This window comes from Campylobacter sp. CFSAN093246 (assembly GCF_012889415.1).
Classification (GTDB): Bacteria; Campylobacterota; Campylobacteria; order Campylobacterales; family Campylobacteraceae; genus Campylobacter_D; species Campylobacter_D jejuni.
In genome coordinates this window covers 381,436-406,024 of the sequence record NZ_CP040613.1, presented here as the reverse complement: position 1 = coordinate 406,024, position 24,589 = coordinate 381,436, and the positions used below count along the sequence as shown (strand labels likewise).

At 33.4% G+C, this 24,589-nt stretch carries 22 protein-coding genes, 2 tRNA genes, 3 rRNA genes and 1 pseudogene; 6 read left to right on the top strand and 22 right to left on the bottom strand.

Features of this window, described 5'->3' with window-relative positions; all coding sequences use genetic code 11:
- Position 1: 1 nt before the first annotated feature.
- The 6 genes from sdhB to gpmI all read right to left on the bottom strand — a co-directional run bounded on the left by sdhB (position 2) and on the right by gpmI (position 5,847).
- Positions 2-967, bottom strand: a complete 966-nt coding sequence (gene sdhB / locus FBE87_RS02130; protein ID WP_002889654.1) for an 8-methylmenaquinol:fumarate reductase iron-sulfur subunit — start codon at positions 965-967, stop codon at positions 2-4.
- On the bottom strand, positions 964-2,799 hold the full coding sequence (sdhA, locus tag FBE87_RS02125; protein WP_002868200.1) for an 8-methylmenaquinol:fumarate reductase flavoprotein subunit: 1,836 nt from the start codon (positions 2,797-2,799) through the stop codon (positions 964-966). Before sdhA ends, sdhB begins: the two co-directional genes overlap by 4 nt.
- 337 nt (positions 2,800-3,136) lie before the next feature.
- Complete coding sequence (locus FBE87_RS02120) at positions 3,137-3,547, bottom strand: pyridoxamine 5'-phosphate oxidase family protein (RefSeq protein WP_010891857.1); 411 nt, start codon at positions 3,545-3,547, stop codon at positions 3,137-3,139.
- A gap of 6 nt (positions 3,548-3,553) precedes the next feature.
- Positions 3,554-4,297, bottom strand: a complete 744-nt coding sequence (gene fabG, locus FBE87_RS02115) for a 3-oxoacyl-ACP reductase FabG (RefSeq protein ID WP_002858551.1) — start codon at positions 4,295-4,297, stop codon at positions 3,554-3,556.
- Positions 4,287-4,385, bottom strand: a complete 99-nt coding sequence (locus FBE87_RS09350) for a hypothetical protein (RefSeq protein WP_002869268.1) — start codon at positions 4,383-4,385, stop codon at positions 4,287-4,289. Before FBE87_RS09350 ends, fabG begins: the two co-directional genes overlap by 11 nt.
- Complete coding sequence (gene gpmI, locus FBE87_RS02110) at positions 4,369-5,847, bottom strand: 2,3-bisphosphoglycerate-independent phosphoglycerate mutase (RefSeq protein WP_002858599.1); 1,479 nt, start codon at positions 5,845-5,847, stop codon at positions 4,369-4,371. The genes FBE87_RS09350 and gpmI overlap by 17 nt, the downstream gene beginning before the upstream one ends.
- A gap of 79 nt (positions 5,848-5,926) precedes the next feature.
- Here gpmI and mraY point away from each other — a divergent pair, with 79 nt between their 5' ends.
- Positions 5,927-6,988, top strand: coding sequence for a phospho-N-acetylmuramoyl-pentapeptide-transferase (gene mraY / locus FBE87_RS02105; RefSeq protein WP_002858494.1), 1,062 nt, complete (start codon positions 5,927-5,929; stop codon positions 6,986-6,988).
- Positions 6,988-8,196: a UDP-N-acetylmuramoyl-L-alanine--D-glutamate ligase gene (murD, locus tag FBE87_RS02100; RefSeq protein ID WP_002858617.1), complete on the top strand. Its 1,209-nt coding sequence runs from the start codon at positions 6,988-6,990 to the stop codon at positions 8,194-8,196. The genes mraY and murD overlap by 1 nt, the downstream gene beginning before the upstream one ends.
- Positions 8,197-8,391: 195 nt before the next feature.
- Here murD and rrf read toward each other — a convergent pair.
- The 7 genes from rrf to FBE87_RS02065 all read right to left on the bottom strand — a co-directional run bounded on the left by rrf (position 8,392) and on the right by FBE87_RS02065 (position 16,551).
- Positions 8,392-8,508, bottom strand: a 5S ribosomal RNA gene (gene rrf / locus FBE87_RS02095).
- Between the two features lie 254 nt (positions 8,509-8,762).
- Positions 8,763-11,818: ribosomal RNA gene (locus tag FBE87_RS02090) — 23S ribosomal RNA — on the bottom strand.
- A gap of 536 nt (positions 11,819-12,354) precedes the next feature.
- Positions 12,355-12,431: transfer RNA gene (locus FBE87_RS02085), tRNA-Ile, on the bottom strand.
- Positions 12,432-12,439: 8 nt separating this feature from the next.
- A tRNA-Ala gene (locus FBE87_RS02080) sits at positions 12,440-12,515 on the bottom strand.
- A gap of 102 nt (positions 12,516-12,617) precedes the next feature.
- Positions 12,618-14,130: ribosomal RNA gene (locus FBE87_RS02075) — 16S ribosomal RNA — on the bottom strand.
- Together the 16S, 23S and 5S rRNA genes with 2 tRNA genes alongside form the textbook arrangement of a ribosomal RNA operon.
- 464 nt (positions 14,131-14,594) lie before the next feature.
- Positions 14,595-15,332, bottom strand: coding sequence for a hypothetical protein (locus tag FBE87_RS02070; protein WP_002868719.1), 738 nt, complete (start codon positions 15,330-15,332; stop codon positions 14,595-14,597).
- A complete protein-coding gene (locus tag FBE87_RS02065; RefSeq protein ID WP_002868718.1) occupies positions 15,325-16,551 on the bottom strand; it encodes a membrane protein in 1,227 nt (408 codons plus the stop codon). The genes FBE87_RS02070 and FBE87_RS02065 overlap by 8 nt, the downstream gene beginning before the upstream one ends.
- A 127-nt stretch (positions 16,552-16,678) precedes the next feature.
- On the opposite strand from FBE87_RS02065, the gene FBE87_RS02060 reads away from it, so the two are divergent.
- Positions 16,679-17,263, top strand: a complete 585-nt coding sequence (locus tag FBE87_RS02060) for a YigZ family protein (RefSeq protein WP_002858665.1) — start codon at positions 16,679-16,681, stop codon at positions 17,261-17,263.
- Positions 17,264-17,306: 43 nt separating this feature from the next.
- On the opposite strand, the gene FBE87_RS02055 is transcribed toward FBE87_RS02060, so the two are convergent.
- The 6 genes from FBE87_RS02055 to FBE87_RS02030 all read right to left on the bottom strand — a co-directional run bounded on the left by FBE87_RS02055 (position 17,307) and on the right by FBE87_RS02030 (position 21,094).
- Entirely contained in the window at positions 17,307-17,690 is a 384-nt protein-coding gene (locus tag FBE87_RS02055; protein WP_057097022.1) for a hypothetical protein, read from the bottom strand.
- A 74-nt stretch (positions 17,691-17,764) separates the two neighbouring features.
- Positions 17,765-18,100: a hypothetical protein gene (locus FBE87_RS02050; RefSeq protein WP_002859498.1), complete on the bottom strand. Its 336-nt coding sequence runs from the start codon at positions 18,098-18,100 to the stop codon at positions 17,765-17,767.
- Positions 18,090-19,667 (bottom strand): ABC-F family ATP-binding cassette domain-containing protein, encoded by a 1,578-nt coding sequence (locus FBE87_RS02045; RefSeq protein ID WP_002858735.1) that lies wholly within the window; start codon positions 19,665-19,667, stop codon positions 18,090-18,092. Before FBE87_RS02045 ends, FBE87_RS02050 begins: the two co-directional genes overlap by 11 nt.
- 129 nt (positions 19,668-19,796) lie before the next feature.
- Positions 19,797-20,213: a hypothetical protein gene (locus FBE87_RS02040; protein ID WP_052798898.1), complete on the bottom strand. Its 417-nt coding sequence runs from the start codon at positions 20,211-20,213 to the stop codon at positions 19,797-19,799.
- A gap of 12 nt (positions 20,214-20,225) precedes the next feature.
- Positions 20,226-20,858, bottom strand: a complete 633-nt coding sequence (locus tag FBE87_RS02035; RefSeq protein WP_002818736.1) for a toxin-antitoxin system YwqK family antitoxin — start codon at positions 20,856-20,858, stop codon at positions 20,226-20,228.
- 8 nt (positions 20,859-20,866) lie between these two features.
- Positions 20,867-21,094 (bottom strand): superinfection immunity protein, encoded by a 228-nt coding sequence (locus FBE87_RS02030; protein ID WP_002855619.1) that lies wholly within the window; start codon positions 21,092-21,094, stop codon positions 20,867-20,869.
- Positions 21,095-21,262: 168 nt separating this feature from the next.
- On the opposite strand from FBE87_RS02030, the gene FBE87_RS02025 reads away from it, so the two are divergent.
- Positions 21,263-21,472: a transcriptional regulator gene (locus FBE87_RS02025; RefSeq protein ID WP_002858725.1), complete on the top strand. Its 210-nt coding sequence runs from the start codon at positions 21,263-21,265 to the stop codon at positions 21,470-21,472.
- A gap of 88 nt (positions 21,473-21,560) precedes the next feature.
- Entirely contained in the window at positions 21,561-22,490 is a 930-nt protein-coding gene (locus FBE87_RS02020) for a hypothetical protein (protein WP_223209688.1), read from the top strand.
- Between the two features lie 4 nt (positions 22,491-22,494).
- On the opposite strand, the gene FBE87_RS02015 is transcribed toward FBE87_RS02020, so the two are convergent.
- On the bottom strand, positions 22,495-23,067 hold the full coding sequence (locus FBE87_RS02015) for a YceI family protein (RefSeq protein ID WP_002855621.1): 573 nt from the start codon (positions 23,065-23,067) through the stop codon (positions 22,495-22,497).
- Between the two features lie 73 nt (positions 23,068-23,140).
- The gene (locus FBE87_RS02010; protein WP_002858673.1) at positions 23,141-23,503 is read right to left on the bottom strand and encodes an HIT family protein; all 363 of its coding nucleotides are present in this window, start codon (positions 23,501-23,503) and stop codon (positions 23,141-23,143) included.
- Between the two features lie 107 nt (positions 23,504-23,610).
- Between FBE87_RS02010 and FBE87_RS02005 the strand changes: the two genes are divergently transcribed.
- A complete protein-coding gene (locus FBE87_RS02005) occupies positions 23,611-24,315 on the top strand; it encodes a putative metalloprotease CJM1_0395 family protein (protein WP_057097031.1) in 705 nt (234 codons plus the stop codon).
- 63 nt (positions 24,316-24,378) lie between these two features.
- On the opposite strand, the pseudogene FBE87_RS09345 reads toward FBE87_RS02005, so the two are convergent.
- Positions 24,379-24,588, bottom strand: a pseudogene (locus tag FBE87_RS09345) (hypothetical protein).
- Position 24,589: the final 1 nt, after the last annotated feature.

The window sequence follows — 24,589 nt, the reverse complement described above, 5'->3', positions numbered from 1 at the left end:
TTTACTCCTTAACAGCAGCTTCTTGTGCCGCCTTTATCATTTTAACCAAATCTTTATACCCTTCTATTTCACCCTCGCCAAAAACATGCATAGGATTCATTTTTCCTGCACGCATAAGTTTAAAAGCTATATCTGTTTTACCCATAGAACCTATAACACCCTCAGAACGCAAAGCAAGATAAATTTCATTCAAGCGTCCTGAACCTTCAACTAAATCTTTATAAAAAGCTTCAGCATGATCAGGCCCTAAGCCTTCATTTAAACCTTTTTTAATCGCCATCACTCTTAAATTTGCTATATCACTTACTGAACTTATACCCTTTGGACAACGATCAGCGCACTCTTGACAATGAACACAAAGCCAAAGTCCATTCATTACGCTGGGTTTTACATGCAACATAGGATCCTTACCTCGAGAGTCCGCCGCTGCACGCCAAGCATGAGTAAAAACAAAAGGTTGCATATAATCGCTACTATCTGCTTCTAATTTATTACACTCTGAAGCACAGCTACCACATAAAATACAATCCCATTGCTTGCTAATACGATCAAATTCTTCTTGACTTTGTTTACAGCCCTTTTCCGCTGAAAATTCATTTTTTGCCACCATGGCAGGACGAATTTTTCTTAAATTTTCTATAGAAGGTTCCCAATCCACAATTAAATCAGAAATTACTCTAAAATTTCCAAGCGGAGAAATGCGTATACTTGAAGGATTATCATATTCTTTTAACAAATCTTGCATTTTAGTATCACAAGCAAGATAAGAATGCCCATTCACACGAACTGCACAAGCCCCACAAATTGCAGATTGACAAGAGGCGGTAAAATTTAAAGTAATATCTTTTGTTTTTTTGATAAAAAGCAAAAGAGAGAGCAGAGTTTTCCCTTGTATATCCTTATCATCAATATCATAACTTTGTTCATATTTTTCCTTGCCATTAAAACGATCTATGATAATTTTCATTGTACTCTCCTTCCATCAAGTGAAAACTCAGTTACCACGACATCTTTATAACTAAGTTTTAATTCATCATTTTCTAAATTTACAATGCTATGTTTTAAGAAATTTTTATCATCTCGCTTTGGATAATCTTCTCTAGTATGAGCCCCACGGCTTTCAAGTCTATTTCTAGCTGCTAAACAAGCACAGCGAGAAAGTAAAATCAAATTACCAAGCTCTACATAATCTGTAAAAGCAGTATTCATCACTTCATTAGGATTTGGAATACGAATTTTTTCATATCTCGCTTGTATATCTTCTAATTTTTTTGCTAGAAGATCGAGTTTTTCTTGAGTTCTAAAAATCCCCATATTATCCCAATTTTGACTTCCTAGCTCTTCTCGCAATTCATACATTTCTTGACCATTTCCGCCATTATTTGTAATTTCTTTAAATCTAACCTGCCATTTTTGAGCAAGTTCATGAGTTTTTGCCCCTTTTCCAAAACTTGCATCTTTAGCATAATTTGTCGCACCAATGCCTGCTAAATGCCCTGTTACAACTGCATCGGCTAAAGAATTTCCCCCTAGTCTATTAGCTCCATGTATAGAAATGCAAGAAGCTTCTCCACCTACATAAATTCCAGCAATTTTAGTACTCATATCTTCAAATTTAGCCACTTCAATTCCACCCATAGAATAATGCGCCGTTGGACGGATAGGTACAGGAGTATCTACTAAATCAATATTTTCAAAAAGCATTGCAGTGTGACGAATTTTTGGTAAATCTTTTAAAATTTTTTCTTTTCCTAAGTGGCGTACATCGCACAAAACATAAGCTCCAAGTCCCTCGCCATAACCTCTACCTTCACGAATTTCTGTTTCTATAGCACGCGCAACCACATCTCGCGGTGCAAGCTCCATTTTTTCATGGTAATTTTTCATAAAACGCTCACCACGATTATTTAAAAGATATCCCCCTTCACCGCGCGCCGCTTCTGTAATAAGAGTTCCACCATTTGCAACTCCTGTTGGGTGAAATTGTATCATCTCAGGATCTTCAAAACCAAGTCCTGCTCTAAGAGCAGCTGCCACACCATCTCCTGTGGCAATAAAAGGAGTTGAAGTTCTATTATAAAATATCCTTGTGTATCCCCCTGTAGCAATCACCAAAGCTTTGCATAACACAGGATAAATTCCACCGCTTTGTATATCTCTTAAAACGACACCCTCGCATTTTCCATCCACAACACCTATATCCAAAAGTTCATGATCCATTAAAAATTTCACACCACTACTAATAGCATCATCTAAACAAGAATGCATTAAAATATGACCTGTTTTATCTGCAGAATAGTTACAGCGTTTCTTAGAAGCTCCTCCCATTAAACGCTGAGCTACTCCACCTTGCTCATTTCTTGAAAACAAGGTTCCTATAAAATCCATATTAAAAATAGCCTTTCCAGCTAATTCGCAAAATTTTAAAGCCGCGTCTTGATCTACCAAATAAGCTCCGCCTTTAATAGTATCATAAGCATGTAATTTATAGGAATCTCCATTAGAAAAATCAGTAACTCCATTAATTCCACCCTCTGCCATACAAGTTGCGTTACGCGATGGCATCATCTTTGTAGCTACTACAACGCTTAATTTTGGATTTTCTTTTCTCACTGCGGCTGCAGCACACAAACCTGCTCCACCTGATCCAATTACCAAAACATCGCAAGAAGGTAAATTTATATCTTTATCCATCTTAGATGAATCATCTAAAGCATAAACTCCACTTGAACTTGCAGCTAAAGCTCCTACACTAATACAGGCTGTTTTTATAAAATCTCTTCTAGAAAATTCACCCATATCATTCTCCTTATTTAAAAAAATTAATAATAATTTTTAATGTAAGTCAATCTTACATAACCGCATGCCAAAAATCCAAAAACAAACTCTCCTTTCAATATAAAATGGATTAAAAACAAATTTATAATTTAGTAAATATAAAAAAGCATAAGATAAGTAATCAAAGAAGATAGATGAATATAATAAAATAAATATTAAAAAATTTTTGCAATATATCATAATCTATTCCTTGCAAATTAAACGGAATGATTATACCTTAAAAAAATAACAAAAAGTTAATATTAATTAAGATAATATTTATCTTAATTAATATATAGTTAATAAAATTATCAAATCATTAAGCCTTAAAAAGCTTAAATTCTCCATTCATAAATTGCATTCTAGCGCTTAAATGATCAAGATAAAAAACTTCAAATTTTGGATTTTGCGGAGTTTCATAAAGATTTACAAGATAAGGATATTTTTTAAACATCATTTTTTTAACTTCTAAATTTGGTTCAAAAACCGCATTAGCTCTAAGTCTTAAAAAAGTCCCATCTTTTGCACAAGAACAAAATTCAATATCATTATAATTTTTTATATGCTTAAAAAGTCCTTTTGTATTTGCTGTGCAAAAATAAATTTTATCTCCCACAAGCAATGGACTTTGTATAGGACGCACTCTAGGATTTCCACAAGTTCCTAAAGTGGCTAAAAATGCTGGTGCATTATCATCTAAAAATTGTGCTATTTCTTTTAAATCCATCATTTTTCCTTACATATATAAACCACCATTGATCTTAAGCACATCGCCTGTCACATAAGAGGCATAATCACTAAGTAAAAACGCTACACAATTAGCTACTTCTTCAGGCTCTGCAAAGCGTTTTAAAGGGATATTATCTTGATAGGTTTGTTTGATTTCATTGCTTAAAACTTCAGTCATATCGCTTTTTATAAAACCTGGAGTTACGCAATTAAAGCGTAAATTTCTACTTGCTCCTTCTTTAGCAAAAGATTTAGTCATAGCTATCATTCCACCCTTACTAGCAGAATAATTTACTTGCCCAGCATTGCCCATTTCTCCGACAATAGAAGCGATATTTACAACAGCACCAAAGCGTTTTTTACTCATGGTTTTTAAAGCTTCTCTACAACCTAAAAAAGCTGAGCTTAAATTCGTATCCACAACGCCACTAAAGTCCTCTAATTTCATTCTTAAAGCAAGTTTATCATTTGTAACTCCTGCGTTATTTACAAGATAACTTAACTCTCCATCACTCTCAACTATAGTTTTTACGCCGTTTTCAAACTCATCTTCTTTGCTTGCATCAAATTTAATCACAGCAGCAACACCACCACTTGCAATAATTTCATCTTTTAAAGCATCTGCAAGTTCAGGTTTTGAACGATAATTGATCCAAACTTTAAGCCCAAAACCTGCCAAAGTTTTTGCGATAGAAGCACCTATTCCCTTACTTGCTCCAGTAATTAAAACATTTTTTCCACTAAATTTCATTATCTATCCTTAATAAGTTTAATTTTAAAAATTGCAATCTTAACAAATTTCTTATAAAAAAGGCAAACAAACTAAAATAAAGCCTCATTCATTTCTTTTGGAATTTCTAAGTCTAAAATTTTAAGCACGCTTGCAGCTATATTACTCAGCCCCATATTATCTTTAATCTTTGAAACTCCCCTTGCTTGCACAAAAACAAAAACATCAAAAGTGGTGTGATTGGTAAGCAAATTTCCTTTTTCATCTTGCATAGCCTCGCAATTTCCATGATCACTTGTAATGATAAAAGCATAATCATGCTTTTTTGCACATTCTAAAATCTCGCCTAAACAAGTATCCACCGCTTCAACAGCCTTTATAGTAGCATTAAAATCACCTGTATGTCCAACCATATCTCCATTTGCAAAATTTACCACTATAAAATCCTCACCCTTTTCTATGCCTTTTTTCACTGCATCACACACTTCAAAAGCACTCATTTGGGGTTTTTCATCATAAGTTTTTACCTTGGGGCTTGGGATTAAAACCCTTGTTTCATTTTCTAAAAGCTCTTCTTTTCCGCCATTAAAAAAGAAAGTTACATGGGCGTATTTTTCGGTTTCTGCGGTATGAAGCTGACTAAGCCCTGCTTTAGAAATCACTTGCGCTAAAGTATTTTCAATTTTTTCTTTTTCAAAAAGCACAGGGAGTTTAAATTTATCATCATAAACACTCATAGTAAGTAAATTTTCAAAGATTTTTTCGCGTTCAAACTCTTTAAAATCCTTAGAATTTAACACTTCAACAAGTTGTTTCATTCTATCATTTCTAAAGTTGATAAAGATAATGCCATCTTCTTCTCTCATGCCCTTGTAATTCTCATTTTGAGCTGCTTTGATAAACTCATCAGTAACATTTTCATCGTAAGATTTTTGTAGGTATTCTAATAAATTTGGCACTTTATAAGCCTTACCTAACAAGCACTCATAATACTCTTTTACCCTATCCCAACGCTTATCTCTATCCATAGCATAAAAACGCCCACAAAGCGTAGCAAAATGCACGCCTAAGTTTTCACAAAATTCTTTTAAATCTTTTATGAAATTTAAGCCACTTTTTGGACTTACATCACGCCCATCAGTGATTGCGTGAGCAAAAACTTCATTGCCATTTTTCGCACAAATTTCAAGCATGGCTTTAAAATGCGTATCCATAGAATGTACCCCGCCATCACTATAAAGCCCTATAATATGCACTCTTTTACATTTTGCTAAAAGTTTTTTTAAATTCTCATTTTTTTCAAGTTCTTTGTTTTCAATGGCTTTATTAATACGCACTAAATTTTGATAAATAATACGCCCGCTTCCTATACACATATGCCCTACTTCACTATTTCCCATCTGCCCTTCTGGCAAACCTACAGCTAAACCACTCGTTTTTAGTAAAGAATTTGGGACTTCCTTAAAAAGCTTTTCATAACTTGGTTTTTTAGCTGCTTCAAAAGCATTAAACTTACTATTCTTATTATACCCTATTCCATCTGTAATAATTAAAACGCATTTTTGCTTCATTTTTCTCTCTTTTATAAGAATTTTTTTGGTTAGATTTTACTAAAATTAAACTTTTAAAAACCAAAAAGAAGGCTAGGTTTTGTATTATCTTTCAGATTTAAGTCATTATGCTTTTTTTACTTATATTAGTGTGCGTGCAGGATTTGCATTTTTTATCGCTTTATGTTTGTCTTTATTTTTAATGCCTAAATTTATTACTTGGGCAAAAGCTAAAAATGCTAGTCAACCTATTTACGAATACGCCCCAGAAACTCATAAAACCAAATGCCATACTCCAACCATGGGTGGGCTTATTTTCATCAGTTCTGCAGTAATCGCAAGTTTATTTTGTATCAAATTTGATAATATTTTTGCTATAAGTGCTTTACTTTGTTTGATACTTTTTTGTTTGATAGGACTCATAGATGATTTAGGCAAAGTTCTAAAAAAAGATAATCATTCAGGACTTAGTCCAAGAATGAAGCTTTTAGCACAAATCATCGCTGGACTTATCTGCATCTTACCTTTATATTTTAGTTCAGAGCTTAGCACGGAACTTTTTATACCTTTTTATAAACACCCTCTTTTTGATATGGAAATTTTTGCCATTGCTTTTTGGATTTTGGTTTTAATTTCTAGCTCTAATGCTGTAAATTTAACCGATGGACTTGATGGCTTAGCTACAGTTCCAGGCATTTTTTCTTTATCTACTTTAGGGATATTCTTATATTTGAGTGGAAATTTAAATTATAGTGAATATCTACTTTTGCCAAAAATTCAAGGACTTGGTGAAGTAGTGATTATTTGTGCAGCGCTAATTGGTGCTTTAATGGGATTTTTATGGTACAACTGTTATCCTGCACAAGTTTTTATGGGAGATAGTGGAAGTTTAGCTTTAGGTGGCTTTATAGGATTTTTAGCCGTTATTAGCAAAAATGAAATTTTACTTTTACTCATAGGTTTTGTTTTTGTTCTTGAAACTGTTTCTGTAATTTTACAAGTTGGAAGTTTTAAAATTTTTAATAAAAGAGTATTTAAAATGGCGCCTATTCATCATCATTTTGAAAAAGTTGGCTGGGTGGAAAATAAAATTATAGTGCGTTTTTGGATGATAGCCTTACTTTCAAATTTGCTTGCACTTGCATCAATAAAGCTAAGATAATGAAAATTTCACTTTTTGGATACGGAAAAACCACACGTGCTATTGCTGAAAATTTAGTAGATAAATTTGGACCTTTTGATATTTATGATGATCATTTTACAGAAACAAAAAAAGATACACTAGGAAATTTACTTTTAAATCCTAATGATTTTGATGATAATTTAAGCGATATTGAAATTCCTAGTCCAGGTTTTCCACCAAAGCACAAACTCATTCAAAAAGCAAAAAATTTACAAAGCGAATATGACTTTTTTTATGATATCATGCCAAAATCCGTTTGGATAAGCGGAACCAATGGCAAAACCACCACCACACAAATGGCTACACATTTATTATCACACATTGGTGCTGTTATGGGTGGAAATGTTGGAACTCCTTTAGCAGAGCTTAATCCTTATGCAAAACTTTGGATACTTGAAACTTCATCTTTTACCCTACACTACACTCATAAAGCTAAACCTGAAATTTATGCACTTTTACCTATAAGTCCTGATCATCTTTCTTGGCATGGAAGTTTTGATAATTATGTTCAAGATAAGCTAAGCGTTTTAAAAAGAATGAATGAATGTGATGTAGTAATACTGCCTAAAATTTATGCAAATACTCCAACAAAAGCTCATAAAATAAGCTATGAAGATGAAAAAGATCTAGCTGTTAAATTTGGCATTGATACGGAAAAAATTTCCTTTAAAAGTCCTTTTTTACTCGATGCTATCATGGCTTTAGCTATAGAAAAAATTTTACTTGATACTTTAAGCTATAAGCTTTTAAATAGCTTTGTAATGGAAAAAAATAAACTCGAAGAGCTTAAAGACAGTCAAAATAGGCTTTGGGTAAATGACACTAAAGCTACAAATGAAAGTGCTGTAATGGCTGCACTTAGTCGCTATAAAGATAAAAAAATCCATCTTATCATAGGGGGAGATGATAAGGGTGTAGATCTTAGCAATTTATTTGATTTTATGAAAGGATTTGATATAGAACTCTATGCTATAGGTATTAGTACCGAAAAAATGCTTGATTATGCAAAAAAAGCGAATTTGAAAGCCTATAAATGCGAAGTTTTATCTAAAGCTGTAAATGAAATTTCAAATCACTTAAGAGTCAATGAAGTAGCTCTTTTAAGTCCCGCTTGTGCAAGTTTAGATCAGTTCAACTCTTATGCAGAGCGTGGAAAAGTCTTTAAAGAATGTGTGAATAAAATTTAATTTATTTTACTTTTCATAGAAAATTTTAAATTTTATCCTTCTAGTATTTTCAAACCCCTAAAAACACCCTATTCTCTCTAAAAACCCTAACCAGCAGCAAACTCTTTTTTAAACACGATTCTAAGTATCATCTAAAACAACAATAAAAATAAACATAGGATTTATATATAAAGTAAGTAATGAAGACATTTAACAAGTCCGCAATGAGCTACTTTCCCCCTGCCAGTAAGGCGTAGTATCATCACCCACGATGTGCTTAGCTTCTTGGTTCGGGATGGAGCAAGGCGTTTCCACATCTGTATAATCACGGACATTGTTATTTAAATATTCTTTGAAAAATTGAATTTAAGAATAAAACTTAATCTTTTATTCCTTTACTTTTTTCTTTATTCTCTTTCTTCTTTTCTTATCTTTTATCTTTGATAAGTTTTTATATAGAATACTTAAAAAACAATGTTAAGAGCAAGTTCTAATACAAACTCTACTTGAAAGATTTCTATTAAACTCTAAATATTATCTATATTCAAAGTCTTCTAAAAACCTTAACAAGGAAGTGATGCTTTATTAAAGATAAGCCAAACGCTCTATTAGTACTGGTCAGCTAAAGGACTTTCATCCATTACACACCCAGCCTATCAAACTAGTAGTCTTCTAGAGAGCTTAGAGAAGATTCATCTTAGAGTTGGCTTCACGCTTAGATGCTTTCAGCGTTTATCCTTTCCAAACTTAGCTACGCTGCGATGCTCTTGGCAGAACAACAGCTACACCAGTGGTTTGTTCAACCCGGTCCTCTCGTACTAGGGTCAAATCTCTTCAATCTTCTTACGCCCACGGCAGATAGGGACCGAACTGTCTCACGACGTTCTGAACCCAGCTCGCGTACCGCTTTAAATGGCGAACAGCCATACCCTTGGGACCTGCTCCAGCCCCAGGATGCGATGAGCCGACATCGAGGTGCCAAACCTCCCCGTCGATGTGAGCTCTTGGGGGAGATCAGCCTGTTATCCCCGGGGTACCTTTTATCCTTTGAGCGATGGCCCTTCCACACAGAACCACCGGATCACTAAGACCGACTTTCGTCTCTGCTTGACTTGTATGTCTTGCAGTTAAGCTGGCTTATACCTTTATACTCTACGAACGATTTCCAACCGTTCTGAGCCAACCTTTGTAAGCCTCCGTTATTATTTGGGAGGCGACCGCCCCAGTCAAACTACCCACCAGACATTGTCCCACTTGAGGATAACTCAAGCTGGTTAGCTACCCAAATAAGAAAGAGTGGTATCTCAACAATGGCTCATATACAACTGGCGTCATATACTCAAAGCCTCCCACCTATCCTGCACATTCTTATCCAAGTAGCAGTGTCAAGCTGTAGTAAAGGTCCACGGGGTCTTTCCGTCTTGCCGCGGGTAGGAGGAATTTTCACCTCCACTACAATTTCACTGGATCCCTCTTTGAGACAGCTCCCATCTCGTTACGCCATTCATGCAGGTCGGTATTTAACCGACAAGGAATTTCGCTACCTTAGGACCGTTATAGTTACGGCCGCCGTTTACTCGGGCTTCGATCAAGAGCTTCGCTAATGCTAACCCCATCAATTAACCTTCGAGCACCGGGCAGGCGTCACACCCTATACATCCTCTTACGAGTTAGCAGAGTGCTGTGTTTTTGGTAAACAGTCGGGAGGGACTCTTTGTTGTAAGTTTCCTTGCTTTCGGAGTAAATCCTAATACAAAGCTAACCACACCTTATACCGAAGATACGGTGCTATTTTGCAGAGTTCCTTAAAGAGAGTTCTTCCACGCGCCTTAGAATACTCATCCCACCCACCTGTGTCGGTTTACGGTACGGGCAACATTAGCTAAACTTAGAAACTTTTCTTGGCTCGACGGCATCAGGGGTTCTTCTATCCATCCGAAGACTTCAAAAAGCCTTTCAGTTCTCGGAGTATTGTTATACGGATTTGCCTGTATAACCTCCTACGACCTTAGACTAGCACTTCCATCCGCTAGCCCCCTTAGCCCTAAGCGTCCTTCCATCGCACACTAATGTTGGTATTGGAATATTAACCAATTTGCCATCGTCTACCCCTTTCGGACTCGACTTAGGACCCGACTAACCCTACGATGACGAGCATCGCGTAGGAAACCTTGGGTTTACGGCGTTAATGATTCTCACATTAATTATCGCTACTCATGCCTGCATGCTCACTTCTATTCGCTCCAGCACTCCTTACCGGTATACCTTCGACGCAAATAGAACGCTCTCCTACCACTTGCACACAACTTAAACTACTTAACTTTAGTCTAAGAATATTTTTACTGATTTTACTAAGTTTTATTTCTATCTTTACTCTATAAAAATCAGTAAAAATATAACTAAACATATAACTTAGTTTCTCATATTCTAAACTTAAATAATCTAAGTTGTGTGCAAGTCTACAGCTTCGGTACTTACTTTAGCCCCGTTATATTTTCCGCGCAAAATCACTAGACCAGTGAGCTATTACGCTTTCTTTAAAGGATGGCTGCTTCTAAGCCAACCTCCTGGTTGTTTAAGTAACTTCACATCGTTTTCCACTTAAGTAAGATTTAGGGACCTTAGCTGGTAGTCTGGGTTGTTTCCCTCTTGACGACGGATTTTATCACTCGCCGCCTGACTGCTGTGATTACATATAAGGTATTCGGAGTTTGATAGGGTTTGGTACATTGGTGTATGCCCTAGCCCATTCAGTGCTCTACCCCCTTATATTACGACACAACGCTATACCTAAATATATTTCGGAGAGAACCAGCTATCACGAAGTTTGATTGGCCTTTCACCCCTATCCACAAGTCATCCCGGGGCTTTTCAACGCCTATGGGTTCAGTCCTCCACTAGTTCTTACACTAGCTTCAACTTGCTCATGGATAGATCACTTCGTTTCGGGTCTGCAGCATCTGACTAAGCGCCCTATTCAGACTCGCTTTCGCTACGGCTTCGCGTTTGCTTAACCTTGCCAGACACCACAACTCGCAGGCTCATTATGCAAAAGGCAGTCCATCACCCTGTATTGCTACATAGGGCTCTGAATGATTGTAAGCAAATGGTTTCAGGTTCTATTTCACTCTGATCACCTCAGTTCTTTTCACCTTTCCCTCACGGTACTTGTGCACTATCGATCTGGTATTAGTATTTAGGGTTGGATCGTGGTCGACCCGGATTCAGACAGGATTCCTCGTGTCCCGCCCTACTCAGGATACTGCTAGCTAAGGTTTGTTTTTCGCATACGGGACTATCACCCTCTATGGTTATACTTTCCAGAATGTTCTGCTAAACTTACCTCTTGCACATTGCAGTCCTACAACCCCCAGTGCAAGCACTGGGTTTGCCCTCTTGCGCTTTCGCTCGCCGCTACTGACGCAATCTCTATTGATTTCTTTTCCTGAGGGTACTAAGATGTTTCAATTCCCCTCGTTCGCTCCTATATAGGTAATGTATATCTCTATACATTGGGTTGCCCCATTCGGAAATCTACGGATCAAAGCTTCTTGACAGCTCCCCGTAGCTTATCGCAGTCTAGTACGTCCTTCATCGCCTTTACCAGTCAAGGCATCCACCATTCGCTCTTAGTAGCTTACCTTTTTTTACCTTTTATTATTGATTCTAAAACGCATCACTTCCTTGTTAAAGTTTTTATGATAAGACTTCTTTATCTTAAGACGGAAAGCATTCAAACACTTAATATAAAACTAAATGATTTAGTCTCAACTAAGCTGTGAGTTTGAAACTTGTCTTTAATTTATAATCCTTAAATCCAATATTCTCTTTATTCATAGAAATAAAGACAGCTAAAAGTTAAGTTAAACTAAAGAAAAGATAAATAGGTTTTATCCTTTAACAAGTCCTGTAAAATTGTTTTTATTAAAACTTGCTTGTGACTCTTAACAATGATAATTAAAAAGAACATTTAGGTTTAAAACCTAAAGGAAGTATATATATTAACATAATCATTATAAATATAAATGCATAATGTATATGCTACTTATATCTATTAAAGTATATTCTTTTATAGTTAAAGATAAAAAATAAATCTAAGTATAGAGTTTATATTTTATATTTAATCTATTTTATATACTTGCTTTAGATTTTAAAGCTTCTTTATTCAAATCTTTTTTATGGTGGGCCTAACAAGACTTGAACTTGTGACCTCACCCTTATCAGGGGTGCACTCTAACCAGCTGAGCTATAGGCCCTTAATAAATGGTGGAGAATAGCGGGATCGAACCGCTGACCTCCTGCGTGCAAAGCAGGCGCTCTCCCAGCTGAGCTAATTCCCCATAAACAATTAGCTTTATCATCAATCTTTGAAATCTAAACAAGAATCAATTGAGTTTATATATTGAAGTAATAGTTGTGAGACTTATTACTTTGTACTCTAGAAAGGAGGTGATCCAACCGCAGGTTCTCCTACGGTTACCTTGTTACGACTTCACCCCAGTCGCTGATTCCACTGTGGACGGTAACTAGTTTAGTATTCCGGCTTCGAGTGAAATCAACTCCCATGGTGTGACGGGCGGTGAGTACAAGACCCGGGAACGTATTCACCGTAGCATGGCTGATCTACGATTACTAGCGATTCCGGCTTCATGCTCTCGAGTTGCAGAGAACAATCCGAACTGGGACATATTTTATAGATTTGCTCCACCTCGCGGTATTGCGTCTCATTGTATATGCCATTGTAGCACGTGTGTCGCCCTGGGCATAAGGGCCATGATGACTTGACGTCGTCCACACCTTCCTCCTCCTTACGAAGGCAGTCTATTTAGAGTGCTCGGCCGAACCGTTAGCAACTAAATACGTGGGTTGCGCTCGTTGCGGGACTTAACCCAACATCTCACGACACGAGCTGACGACAGCCGTGCAGCACCTGTCTCTAAGTTCTAGCAAGCTAGCACCCTCTTATCTCTAAAAGGTTCTTAGGATATCAAGCCCAGGTAAGGTTCTTCGCGTATCTTCGAATTAAACCACATGCTCCACCGCTTGTGCGGGTCCCCGTCTATTCCTTTGAGTTTTAATCTTGCGACCGTACTCCCCAGGCGGTACACTTAATGCGTTAGCTGCATTACTGAGATGACTAGCACCCCAACAACTAGTGTACATCGTTTAGGGCGTGGACTACCAGGGTATCTAATCCTGTTTGCTCCCCACGCTTTCGCGCCTTAGCGTCAGTTGAGTTCCAGCAGATCGCCTTCGCAATGGGTATTCTTGGTGATATCTACGGATTTTACCCCTACACCACCAATTCCATCTGCCTCTCCCTCACTCTAGACTATCAGTTTCCCAAGCAGTTTAATGGTTAAGCCATTAGATTTCACAAGAGACTTGATAATCCGCCTACGCGCCCTTTACGCCCAGTGATTCCGAGTAACGCTTGCACCCTCCGTATTACCGCGGCTGCTGGCACGGAGTTAGCCGGTGCTTATTCCTTAGGTACCGTCAGAATTCTTCCCTAAGAAAAGGAGTTTACGCTCCGAAAAGTGTCATCCTCCACGCGGCGTTGCTGCGTCAGGGTTTCCCCCATTGCGCAATATTCCCTACTGCTGCCTCCCGTAGGAGTCTGGACCGTGTCTCAGTTCCAGTGTGACTGATCATCCTCTCAGACCAGTTAAGCGTCATAGCCTTGGTAAGCCATTACCTTACCAACTAGCTGATACTATATAGTCTCATCCTACACCGAAAAACTTTCCCTACTCAACTTGTGTTAAGCAGGAGTATAGAGTATTAGCAGTCGTTTCCAACTGTTGTCCTCTTGTGTAGGGCAGATTAACTATACCTTACTCACCCGTGCGCCACTAATCCACTTCTAGCAAGCTAGAAGCTTCATCGTTCGACTTGCATGTATTAGGCACGCCGCCAGCGTTCACTCTGAGCCAGGATCAAACTCTCCATAAAAAATTATAGATAGTTTAATCTTTTTCTTCAAAGAAAAAGTTATGAAAGATTAAAAGAAAAGTTTTTAATCTTTTTAATTATTAGATTGAATAGATTTTACATAATTGCTTATGCCTAAATCTGTTCTGGCTCAATCGATCACTTATTTAGATTTCAAAGATTGACTAATAAGATTTGAATAACAATACTAATTTAAAAGAACAAAACAAAAAATCATTTTTAAAAGAAAAGTTTTTAAATTAAAAAACAAGATTTATAAAAAAGCTTTTAGTTTATAAGACAAAAACCAAAAGAGTTAATTTATAAAATCTACTAAGCTAGTGAAACTTTATAATTTAAAAGATTTTAAGTCCTTTTTTCAAAAAAGGAAATGAAAGTATAACCAATTAAACTTAAAAGGGGATTAAACAAAGGATTAAATAGTATAAATATTTGTGTAAGTATTTATATAAGTATAATGGGGGCTATATTTTAGAGCACTCGTAATTTTTATTTTTTATATTAACAAATTGACTTTTAAGTGTTTTAAAATCTGGAATATAAACATAACCGCTAAGCGTATCTATAACGATACAAAGAGCATGCTTTTTTGATAACAAACGTATAATGCAATCTGAATTATTCTTTGCTAAAGTTTTTTCATAGGCATAATTGGCATTTTTTAACGGAGAATACACTCTGCCCATTTCATCAAATACTAATCTAGTAAATCCTGAACAAGATCCTTTGAATTCAACCTTTTCTATTCCGAATCTTTTTGTAAGATTAAATCTTTGTGTAGTTTTTTCATCATCTTTACTAATAACTCCACTTTGACCTGAATTCATTAATTTGTTATGATTGATTACATCAACAGCAATTTCTCTATCTATATTGATTTCAGTTTTACCTAAATTAGCATTTCCATCGCCATTTTTATCCAAGAAAATAGTATATGTTTGATCATAACCTGTGGCAGCTGATTTTATAAAATAAATCTGCCATTTACTTTTAAACCACTCTCTTTTTGCAATAGTCAACTCATCAACTCTTATACCTTCTTGCATCATGGCTAAACTTTGGGTATATTGGATATCATTAAGAATTTGTATCGCACCTTCTAGTAGATTGTCTTTTTTTAAGTAAAGACTGCCTAAATTAAAAACTATACCTAAAATGAGAATTATAAACACAAATTCCAACAAACTGAAAGCTTTAATCATAGTTTAAAATCTGATATACTTTTTCATATTTTCCAAGTTTTACTTTAACAATTTTTTTGTCCATATCATGCTTATCGGCTTGTTTTAAAGCTTTTAAATAAAACTTATTGCTATTTTTTATTCCATAAAATCGCAATCTTTTTTGCAAACTTGGGGCTGTTGCAAGCTCTAAAACATCTTGTTTTTTTAATTCTAGTGCCAATTCTTTAGCAAAATGATAATTATTGGCAAAATGACGATTTGGATTGTTTATAAAATAATACAATAATTGATTAGCGACGATTAAAAAGTAACAAAATATCAAAAAAATTATAGAACATTCTATAAAGATTTTATACCTTAATCGAAAAACTGGTAATCTCACCCTATAACTTTGCATTAAAGTTTTTATAAGCAAAGGAGTGCAAATAACACAAAAAGGCAAAAAATCATCTAAAAAAAGTTTTTGTCTTAAAGAAAGCAACAAACAAAATACAAATGTTACGCTCATTAAAAACCATAATAAATTTTTATATTTTTGAAAAGTCAAACGATAAATAGTATAAAAAAAATACACAAAAACCAAAGGAGAAAAACATGCAGCAAAAATTCCTAAGGTATCTAAAAAATAACCTCTTGGACGACCACCTGTATCAAAACCATAAAAACTGATACTCGCTCCAAACAAAACAAGAGATAAGGTAAATAAAATAGCATTTCTTTTATAAATCCCAAAAAAGAAAAAAGTTAAAAATAAAATATTAAAAGATTTATCAACAAATAATACTATAATCAATAATATATAAAAAAGCCATTTTTTTTCATATTCGTAAGCACATAATATAGCAAGGGTTAAAAAAATCACCAAAGATGCGGCATTAACCAGTAAAGCACTTGCAACAGTACCCGGCAATAAAACAAATAACAATAAAGAAAAAAAAGCATCAATTTTAGTTTTAGTATATTTTAAAGCTAGCAAATACAAAAGCAAACAACTTAAAAAATGAAAAAATAAAAAAGGAAGCCTTAAACCAAAATCATTTTGCCCAAAAATAAAAGTTCCAAAATGAGATATATAATAAAGCAAACTATGAGAAAAAATAAGTGATTTACCCTGCTCACCAAAATAAATATCAGCTTCATCAGCACTAATACTCAGTGTTGAAGTTCCATAAAGCAAAGCCAACAAATCAAGACTAAGTAAAATGATGATAAGTTTATAATTTTTGATTTTTTCCATAATGAAAATTTTACAAAATTAAACTTAAAATATCAATGCAAATCATACAAATATCAAATATCTTAAAAATTAACATCAAATTGATTTTAGTTTTTATAAGTATAATTTTAAATAAAAGAAGGCAAAAATGCAAACTATTGATCAAATTTTTCAAACACAAATCGATATTAAAAAATCTACTTTCTTATCTTTTCTTTGCCCTTTTAAAGATTTTAAATTTTTAATAGAAACACTAAAAAAAGAACATCCAAAAGCCGTTCATTTTGTCTATGCTTATCGTGTTTTAAATGATTTCAATCAAATTGTAGAAGATAAAAGTGATGATGGAGAGCCTAAAGGAACTTCTGGAATGCCAACTTTAAATGTTCTAAGGGGCTATGATCTTATCAATGCGGCTTTAATCACTGTAAGATATTTTGGCGGTATAAAACTTGGTACAGGGGGACTTGTAAGAGCTTATAGCGATGCAGCAAATGCTGTGATAAATAATTCTTCTTTACTTTCATTCGAATTGAAAAAAAATACAACCATTGCTATTGATTTAAAAAATTTAAATCGTTTTGAACATTTTTTAAAAACTTATTCTTTTAATTTCACAAAAGATTTTAAGGATTGCAAAGCTATATTACATATCAAATTAAATGAAAAAGAGGAGCAAGAATTTGAAATTTTTTGTAAAAATTTTGCACCTTTTGAAATAGAGAAATTATAAATTCTTGCAAGTAAATATAAAAGCTCCAAAATGGAGCTTTTGATTAAATTGCGTTCAATAAATCATTTAACAAAGTATTATTCTTACTTTGTTCATTTGCACCTTGTTGTGTAAGATCATTATGAACGCTAGCACTTTGAGCTCTCATAGACAGCTCGCCTTCATTTTGTCTAAAACGATAAGCGTAAACATTTGACATTTGAGCATAATTACTTAAATTTGAATTTGAGTTTTGCGCATTGCTTTGAAAACTACTGCTAGAATTTAAAGCATCTCCGCTTGACTTCTCATCCGCCTTATTTAACATATCCATAAAATCAGAATCTCCAGATGAAGAATAATCTTCAATCTGTTTATCCACCTGTTTATACTGACCATTAATAGCATCGTATTCATACGAGCTAATCGTTCTATAATTTACCTGCATAGTTTTCTCCTTTCAAAATATGCAAAAACTATACAAGCAAAAAGCGTTCCTTTTTATGTAAAAATTAATGTTTTTTAATCATGGTGAGTAGGCAAATGCTCCACATCAAGCTCATTGTTGGCTATAAATTCCTCCTTGGCTTTTTTACAGTTTTCATCACGCATTTTGCGGTATTCATTGCGAATGGTGATTTCTTTATCGCTTAGAGGTCTATCTTCTAAAAAACTGATATGAAAATAAGTATCATCGCTCTTTGAATAAGTTTTATAAAAATCTATATAGTCAAAATAATCCTTGCCATTATCAAACTCTACGACCTCTTCTATATAAATCGTAGGTCCAAAACCCTTGTGATTTTGCGTATAGTGCCCAAAACCTGCGCTGTATTGAATTCTAAATTTAGCCATCATTTTCTCCTAAAAATTCTTGATAAGTTCCACGAAAATCCGTAAGCTTACCATTTTCTAAATGCCAAATTCTATTAGCAAAAGCAGAAACTAACTCCCTATCGTGGCTGATACAAAGCACTACACCTTTGAAATTATACAAAGCTTCACCTAGTGCAATAATACTTTCAAGATCTAAATGGTTATCAGGCTCATCTAAAAGCAAGAAATTTGGACGCTCTAGCATTAAACGAGAAAGCATTAAACGGTGTTTTTCACCCCCACTTAAACTTGCTGCCATCTTTTCTTGATCACTGCCACTAAAAAGCATTCTACCTAAACACTTACGGATTTCATCTAGATCTTTAAATTTTTCACTCATCAACCATTCATAAAGTTTCAAATTTTCACAAATTAAATTACTTGTATCTTGAGGAAAATATCCAAGCTCTATAGTTGCCCCAAGATGTATGGATCCACTATCTGGACTTATAGCATGGGCGATGATTTTTGCCAAAGTACTTTTGCCCACACCATTTGCCCCAATCAAAGCGATTTTATCATTTTTTTCTATTTTTAGCTCCAAATTTGAAAACAATTGTTTATCATAAGCCTTGCCTATACCTTTAATTTCTAAAACTTCATTACCTATTTCACGATTAGTTCTAAATACTATACTAGGATCTCTACGGCTTGAAATTTTAATCTCTTCAAGCTCTAGTTTTTCAAGCGCCTTAGCACGGCTTGTGGCTTGTTTTGCTTTAGAAGCATTTGCACTAAAACGGCGAATGAAATTTTCTAATTCTTCTCTTTCTTTTAAGGTTTTATCGCGTTTAAGCTCAGCTTGTTTTGCCAAAAGCGTTGAAGCCATATACCAATCATCATAATTTCCCGCAAAATCACGAATTTGTTTAAAATCCACATCCAAAATCCTTGTGCAAATTTTATTTAAAAAATGCCTATCATGAGAGATGACAACCAAAGTTCCTTCATGTCTTAAAAGTTCATTTTCAAGCCAAGAAATCGCCTCTAAATCAAGGTTATTTGTAGGCTCATCTAAAAAAAGCGCATCGGCACCTAAAAACAAAACTTGAGCTAACAAAACTTTAAATTTATCCGCACTTTGTAAGGTGCTCATTAAAGCATCGAAATCTTTAATCTTTAAAGAACTTAAAATTTTTTCACAACGTGTTTCACAATCATAATTTGGATCTTCTTCAGCCGTTATTATCTCAAGCTCACCTAAACGCTCATTGATCTCATCAGTAAATTCCTCGCTCATATAAAGCTTTTCTTTTTCTTTTAAGGCCTCATATAAACGCTTATTTGCACACATCACTGCATCTTTGATGGTGTAGTTTTCAAAAGCAAATTGATCCTGTCCTAAAACTGCGATTTTCAAGCCTTCATCAAATACTATTTCACCACTACTTGACTCAATTTCTCCTGAAAGAATTTTCAAAAAAGTCGATTTTCCCGCACCATTAGCACCGATAAGTCCGTATCTTTGTCCTCGAACAAGTTTTAAATTAACATTTTCAAATAAAAGCTGATTTGCAAAACGCATAGTAAGATTTTTTACTTCAACCATGATTTTCCTTAAATTTTTTACTTATAAAAATTTTTAAGAAATTGTATCAAAAAAAGACTTGAAATTAATTGAGTATAAAATATTAGTAAGTCATGAAATTAATTCTATTGACTTACTTTAATAAAAATATTATTGGAAATCTCCATTGATATAAGTTATATCTGTAATTTTCACTTGATTTATGTTAGAAACCTTATAAACAACACTCCAAAGACCTTTTCTCTGTTCCCCTTTTAATGCAGCATTAATCGTAGCCATACAAGAATCAAAATTAAGATCAAAATTTGAAATGGAATTAATTTCGATCATATCAGTGTAATTTACCATTCCATCATGCTTGGCTATTTCCTTGAGGCCTTTTGCATAATCTTCATAATCAATCTCTTGGGCTTTAAGTCCGGATAATTCATAAAGATTTTTAAAAATTTCACTAGGAATTTTTTCTTTAAGATTTGAAACAACTGCCGTATTATCACATTTGTCTAATGAGTTGGCCTGAAGCAAGGCAAACCCCATTAAGAAAAATAAAATTACTTTTTTAAACATATCTAAACTCCTCTAATTTTTAGGTTTTGCTACTAAAATACCATTTTTATATTCTTCTTCTCTTACAATCTCCCCTTTTTTATATTCTCTAAAGACTCCATTTTTAAGTCCATTTTTATAATTTTCTTCGTCTTCTAAGGCGCCATTTTCATCATAACGCTTTTGTACTCCATCAAATTTACCTTTATTATCAAAATTATAATCACACATTAAAGTTCCATTTTCATAATATTCCTTGTAATTACCTTCAAATTCTGGCATACCATCTTCATTATAGCCAAGTAGTTTTCCCTTTGCTCTCATATTTCCATTCTCATAATAGCTTGCAAAATCACCATATCCGCGATTATCTTTAAAATGCACCTCCTCAAGTAATTGCCCATTTCTAGAATATTCCCTGCTAATTCCATCTTTTTTTCCATTTTTATAATTTTCTTCAGCTCTTAGCTGACCATTGTCATAAAAAGCTCTTTTTAACCCATGTATTCTTGAATCTTTATTATAGGGAATTTCTTCTTTTAAATTTCCATTTGGATATTTGTTTTGCTGAACTCTAGCCACATCGCTAGGTTGTCCAGGAAAATCACTTCCACAACCACTTAACAACATCGCAATTAAACTACAAATGCTTAAAAATTTTGTCATTTTTTCTCCTATTTCTCATTTTTTTCTTTAATAATAATAGTTTGCTTAAAACTTCCCGTAAAAGACCATATTAAACAAACAAGCCAAACAATAATAGTCCAACCAAAAAACAAATTTAGCAAAGAAATTATCAGCCAATTAGAATGCTTTCTGCTCAAACCAATAATAGCGGGCAACATGTATAATACAAACAATAATATTGTTACAAAAATAGACCCGCCACTTGCACCTTCCATGTAATTCTCCTTAAATAAAAATTTTATAAAAACTATTATTCCATACTATAACTTAATTAATATTGAAATATTAAATATATTTTATATAAAAGATTGAATATTTCAAGTGTTTTTAATAAAGAAATTTTAATGTAAAATTTTTTAAAGGCTAAATTTTTAAGGTAAAAAATGACAAAAAAGAGCAAGCGTGATATGGCATATGAACTAGACATTGATGTTAGCACTTTATATAATTGGAGAAAATATAAACCCAATTTATATCGTATTGTTATGCTTGGCTTTAAATTTGATGAACTTTTAGATAATAGCAAAAAAACTCATGAAGAATTACTCCATATAGAACAAACCATACAAGATGAAATTGCTAAATTTAAATAAAATCCGCTTTTAAGCTTTTTTCTATACAATTATCACTTTTATTAAAATCAAGGATTTGATAATGTTTTTATTAGATTTTTTAATATCATTGAGTTTTATTTTTGAAATTTCAGCACTTGTATTATCCTTTTACTTTAAAAATTCAAAAATTTTCTTTTTAACTTTAGTGCTATTAGGAGCCAAGTTGCCTTATTTTTATACAAGTTTTTTTCAAGCTAATTTATTTGTAGCTTTATTTTTACCTATGATTTTTACTCTATTTTGCGTTGGAAAACATCATGTTTTAATTTTAAATAAAAAAAATATCGCTTCAATTACAACCCTTATTTTTATAGGCATTTTAAGTATCATTTTACCTAGAAATACTACTTTTAATAGTGCTGGTTTAGAATTTCATTTTATTGCATTAGATTTTTTTAAACCTGTGAGTGAATTAGGATTTTTATTTTTTTTAGTCGGCTTAATACTCATTTTTATCAAAACCTTTAAAACTAAAGAATATTATCTTCTTATCGCATTTTTTACTGCGTATTTTCAATTTTTATTCCAAGAAGGAGCAGGAATAAGATATTTTGAATTTGCAAGTTTGGTTTTTTGTTTTTATCTTTTAAATCACGCTTATAGGTTAGCTTTTTTTGACACCTTAACAAAGCTACCCAATGAAAAAAGCCTTACACGCTTTACAAAAGGAAAAAACAACTATATCATTGCCTTGCTTCATTTTAATGAACTAAAAGATACCAAAGAAAGCTATACCAAACTCATTTTAAAACAAATTGCAAAAATTTTAAAACGCTTTAGAGCAAAAATTTTTATCGTAGAAAATGATTTTATTTTAATTTTTAATGATAAAAATCAAGCTTTAAATCATCTTGCTTTTTTAGAATCCACCTTGAAAAACACGGAATTTAATTTAGAAAATGAAAATTTTAAACCGGATTTTAAATTGATTTGGCAAGAAAGTGAAGAAAATTTGGATAAAAATTTACAAAGTCTAAGAGCAAGACTCTTAGACTAAAAAATTATTTTTCGTTCGCTTCAACTTCGATATTTAAATTAATATCATCACTTAAAGTAATAGTTGAAGTACTTGTTGCAAATTTAAAATCAGAGCGTTTGATTTTTCCATTTAAAGAAAATCCTATTTTTTCTTTTCCATCTTTGCCTTTAGCTACACCGCCGATTTCAGCATCTAAAACGATATCTTTAGAAACTCCAGCTATAGTTAAAGTTCCTGTCATTTTGCCTTTTTCATTATCGATTTTTTCATATTTTTTCATTGTAAAAGTCATATCAGGATATTTTTTTGCTTTGAAAAAATCATCTTGTTGTAAGTGATTATCTCTTGTTTGATTTTCTGTATTTACAGATGCGATTTTTATAGTTACATCAAGCTTTTTAAATTCAGCACTCGCAGGATCAAAATCAATCACCGCAGAATAATCTTTGAAATTTCCTTTTACATTGCTAATTTGTAAATGTTTGATTTTAAAACCTACATCTGTATGTGCTTTATCTAAAGTATATTCTTTAGCAAACAAACCTGTGCTTAACAAAGACACCGCAACCAATGAACTCAATAAAACTTTTTTCATTTTTTTCCTTTTTTATAGTAATTTTCAATATAAAAATTTTATTAGATAAAACATAACAAATCATTAATAAAAATCAAAAAATTTTACTATTTAAAAATTTTACAAATTCTTCAAATTTAGGCAAATCAAGCTTTATTGTTTCTCTTTGCTGTTTTCCCCACATACACTCTGGAAAAAACGCATCTTCTTTAAATCTTGCCATAACATGAAAATGCACCCTTGGCACATAATTTGCAAAAGAGGCGATATTGATTTTTTCAGGTTTGTAAAATTCTATCATAGCCTTTTCACAAAATAAAATTTTTTCAAAAAGTTCCTTTTGCAACTCTAAAGGACAATCGCTAAATTCTTTATAAATTTCTTTAGTAAAAATTTTAAGCCAAGGCACTTGAGCCTCCTCTTTCTCTATATAAATCAAATCATTTTCATAAATCATTACATTCCTTTGAAATTGTATTTATGATTATTTTACAAAATTTATCAAATTTTTAAGTCAAAATGCGTTAAAATTCCTAAAAATTTAAAAAACAAAAAGGAGGATAAATGCAAATTAGTTCAAGTTATAACTCTTATGATTACTACTCTAGCAAACCTTCTTTTGATAAAACAAATCAATCTGATTCCACTCAAAAAGATGAAAAAAATCTTAGTGAAAATAAAGATGATAAAGAAAAAAATGGCGAACAAACCCAAATGGTTAATGGCGTAGAGCTAAGCCAAAAAGAAGTAGCTCAAGTTCGCGAACTCCAAAGTATCGATAGAAATGTAAAGGCTCATGAAGCTGCGCATCAAGCAGCGGGCGGCGGCTTAGCAGGTGCTGCAAGTTTTACTTATACAAGAGGCCCTGATAATCAAATGTATGCTACAGCGGGTGAAGTTCCTATCAGCATGCAAAAAGGAAACACACCAGAAGAAACTATAGCCAATGCAAGACAAATTGCAGCAGCAGCTATGGCTCCTGCTGATCCTAGCCCACAAGATTATAAAGTTGCAGCAAATGCTGCAAAAATGGAATTTGAAGCAAGAGCTGAAGCAATGAAGCTTAAAGCCGAAGAAACCAAAGAAAAAGAAGAAGAAAATAAAGAAAAAGATGACAAAAATTCAGAAAATAGCTTAGAAAAAACAAATAAAGATTCAAAAAACAACGATAAAAATTCAAATTTTGATAAAGACTTTAAAAATTTTGTCGCTAGAACTTATCAACAAAACTCACAAAATAACGACATTAAATTCAATATCGCATCTTAAAATTCTTAATTTAAATAAAAAATTTATGCCAATCTTCCTTATAAATAAAGCTTTGTTTTAAAACTAAACGGACATGTCTAAAAATTTATCTTTTTTATTATCTGCTTTATCCACATTTGTAGTATTACTTTGCTTCTCTTCTTTTTTGGCTTCTAATTTTTTGTATATTCTTGCCGTTCCATAAGCTTTAAAGTATCATATATTTGATGAACTTCCTTGGGTATACATTTATGGAAAACGATGACTTGAATTTGTATGTAAAATATTTAACATT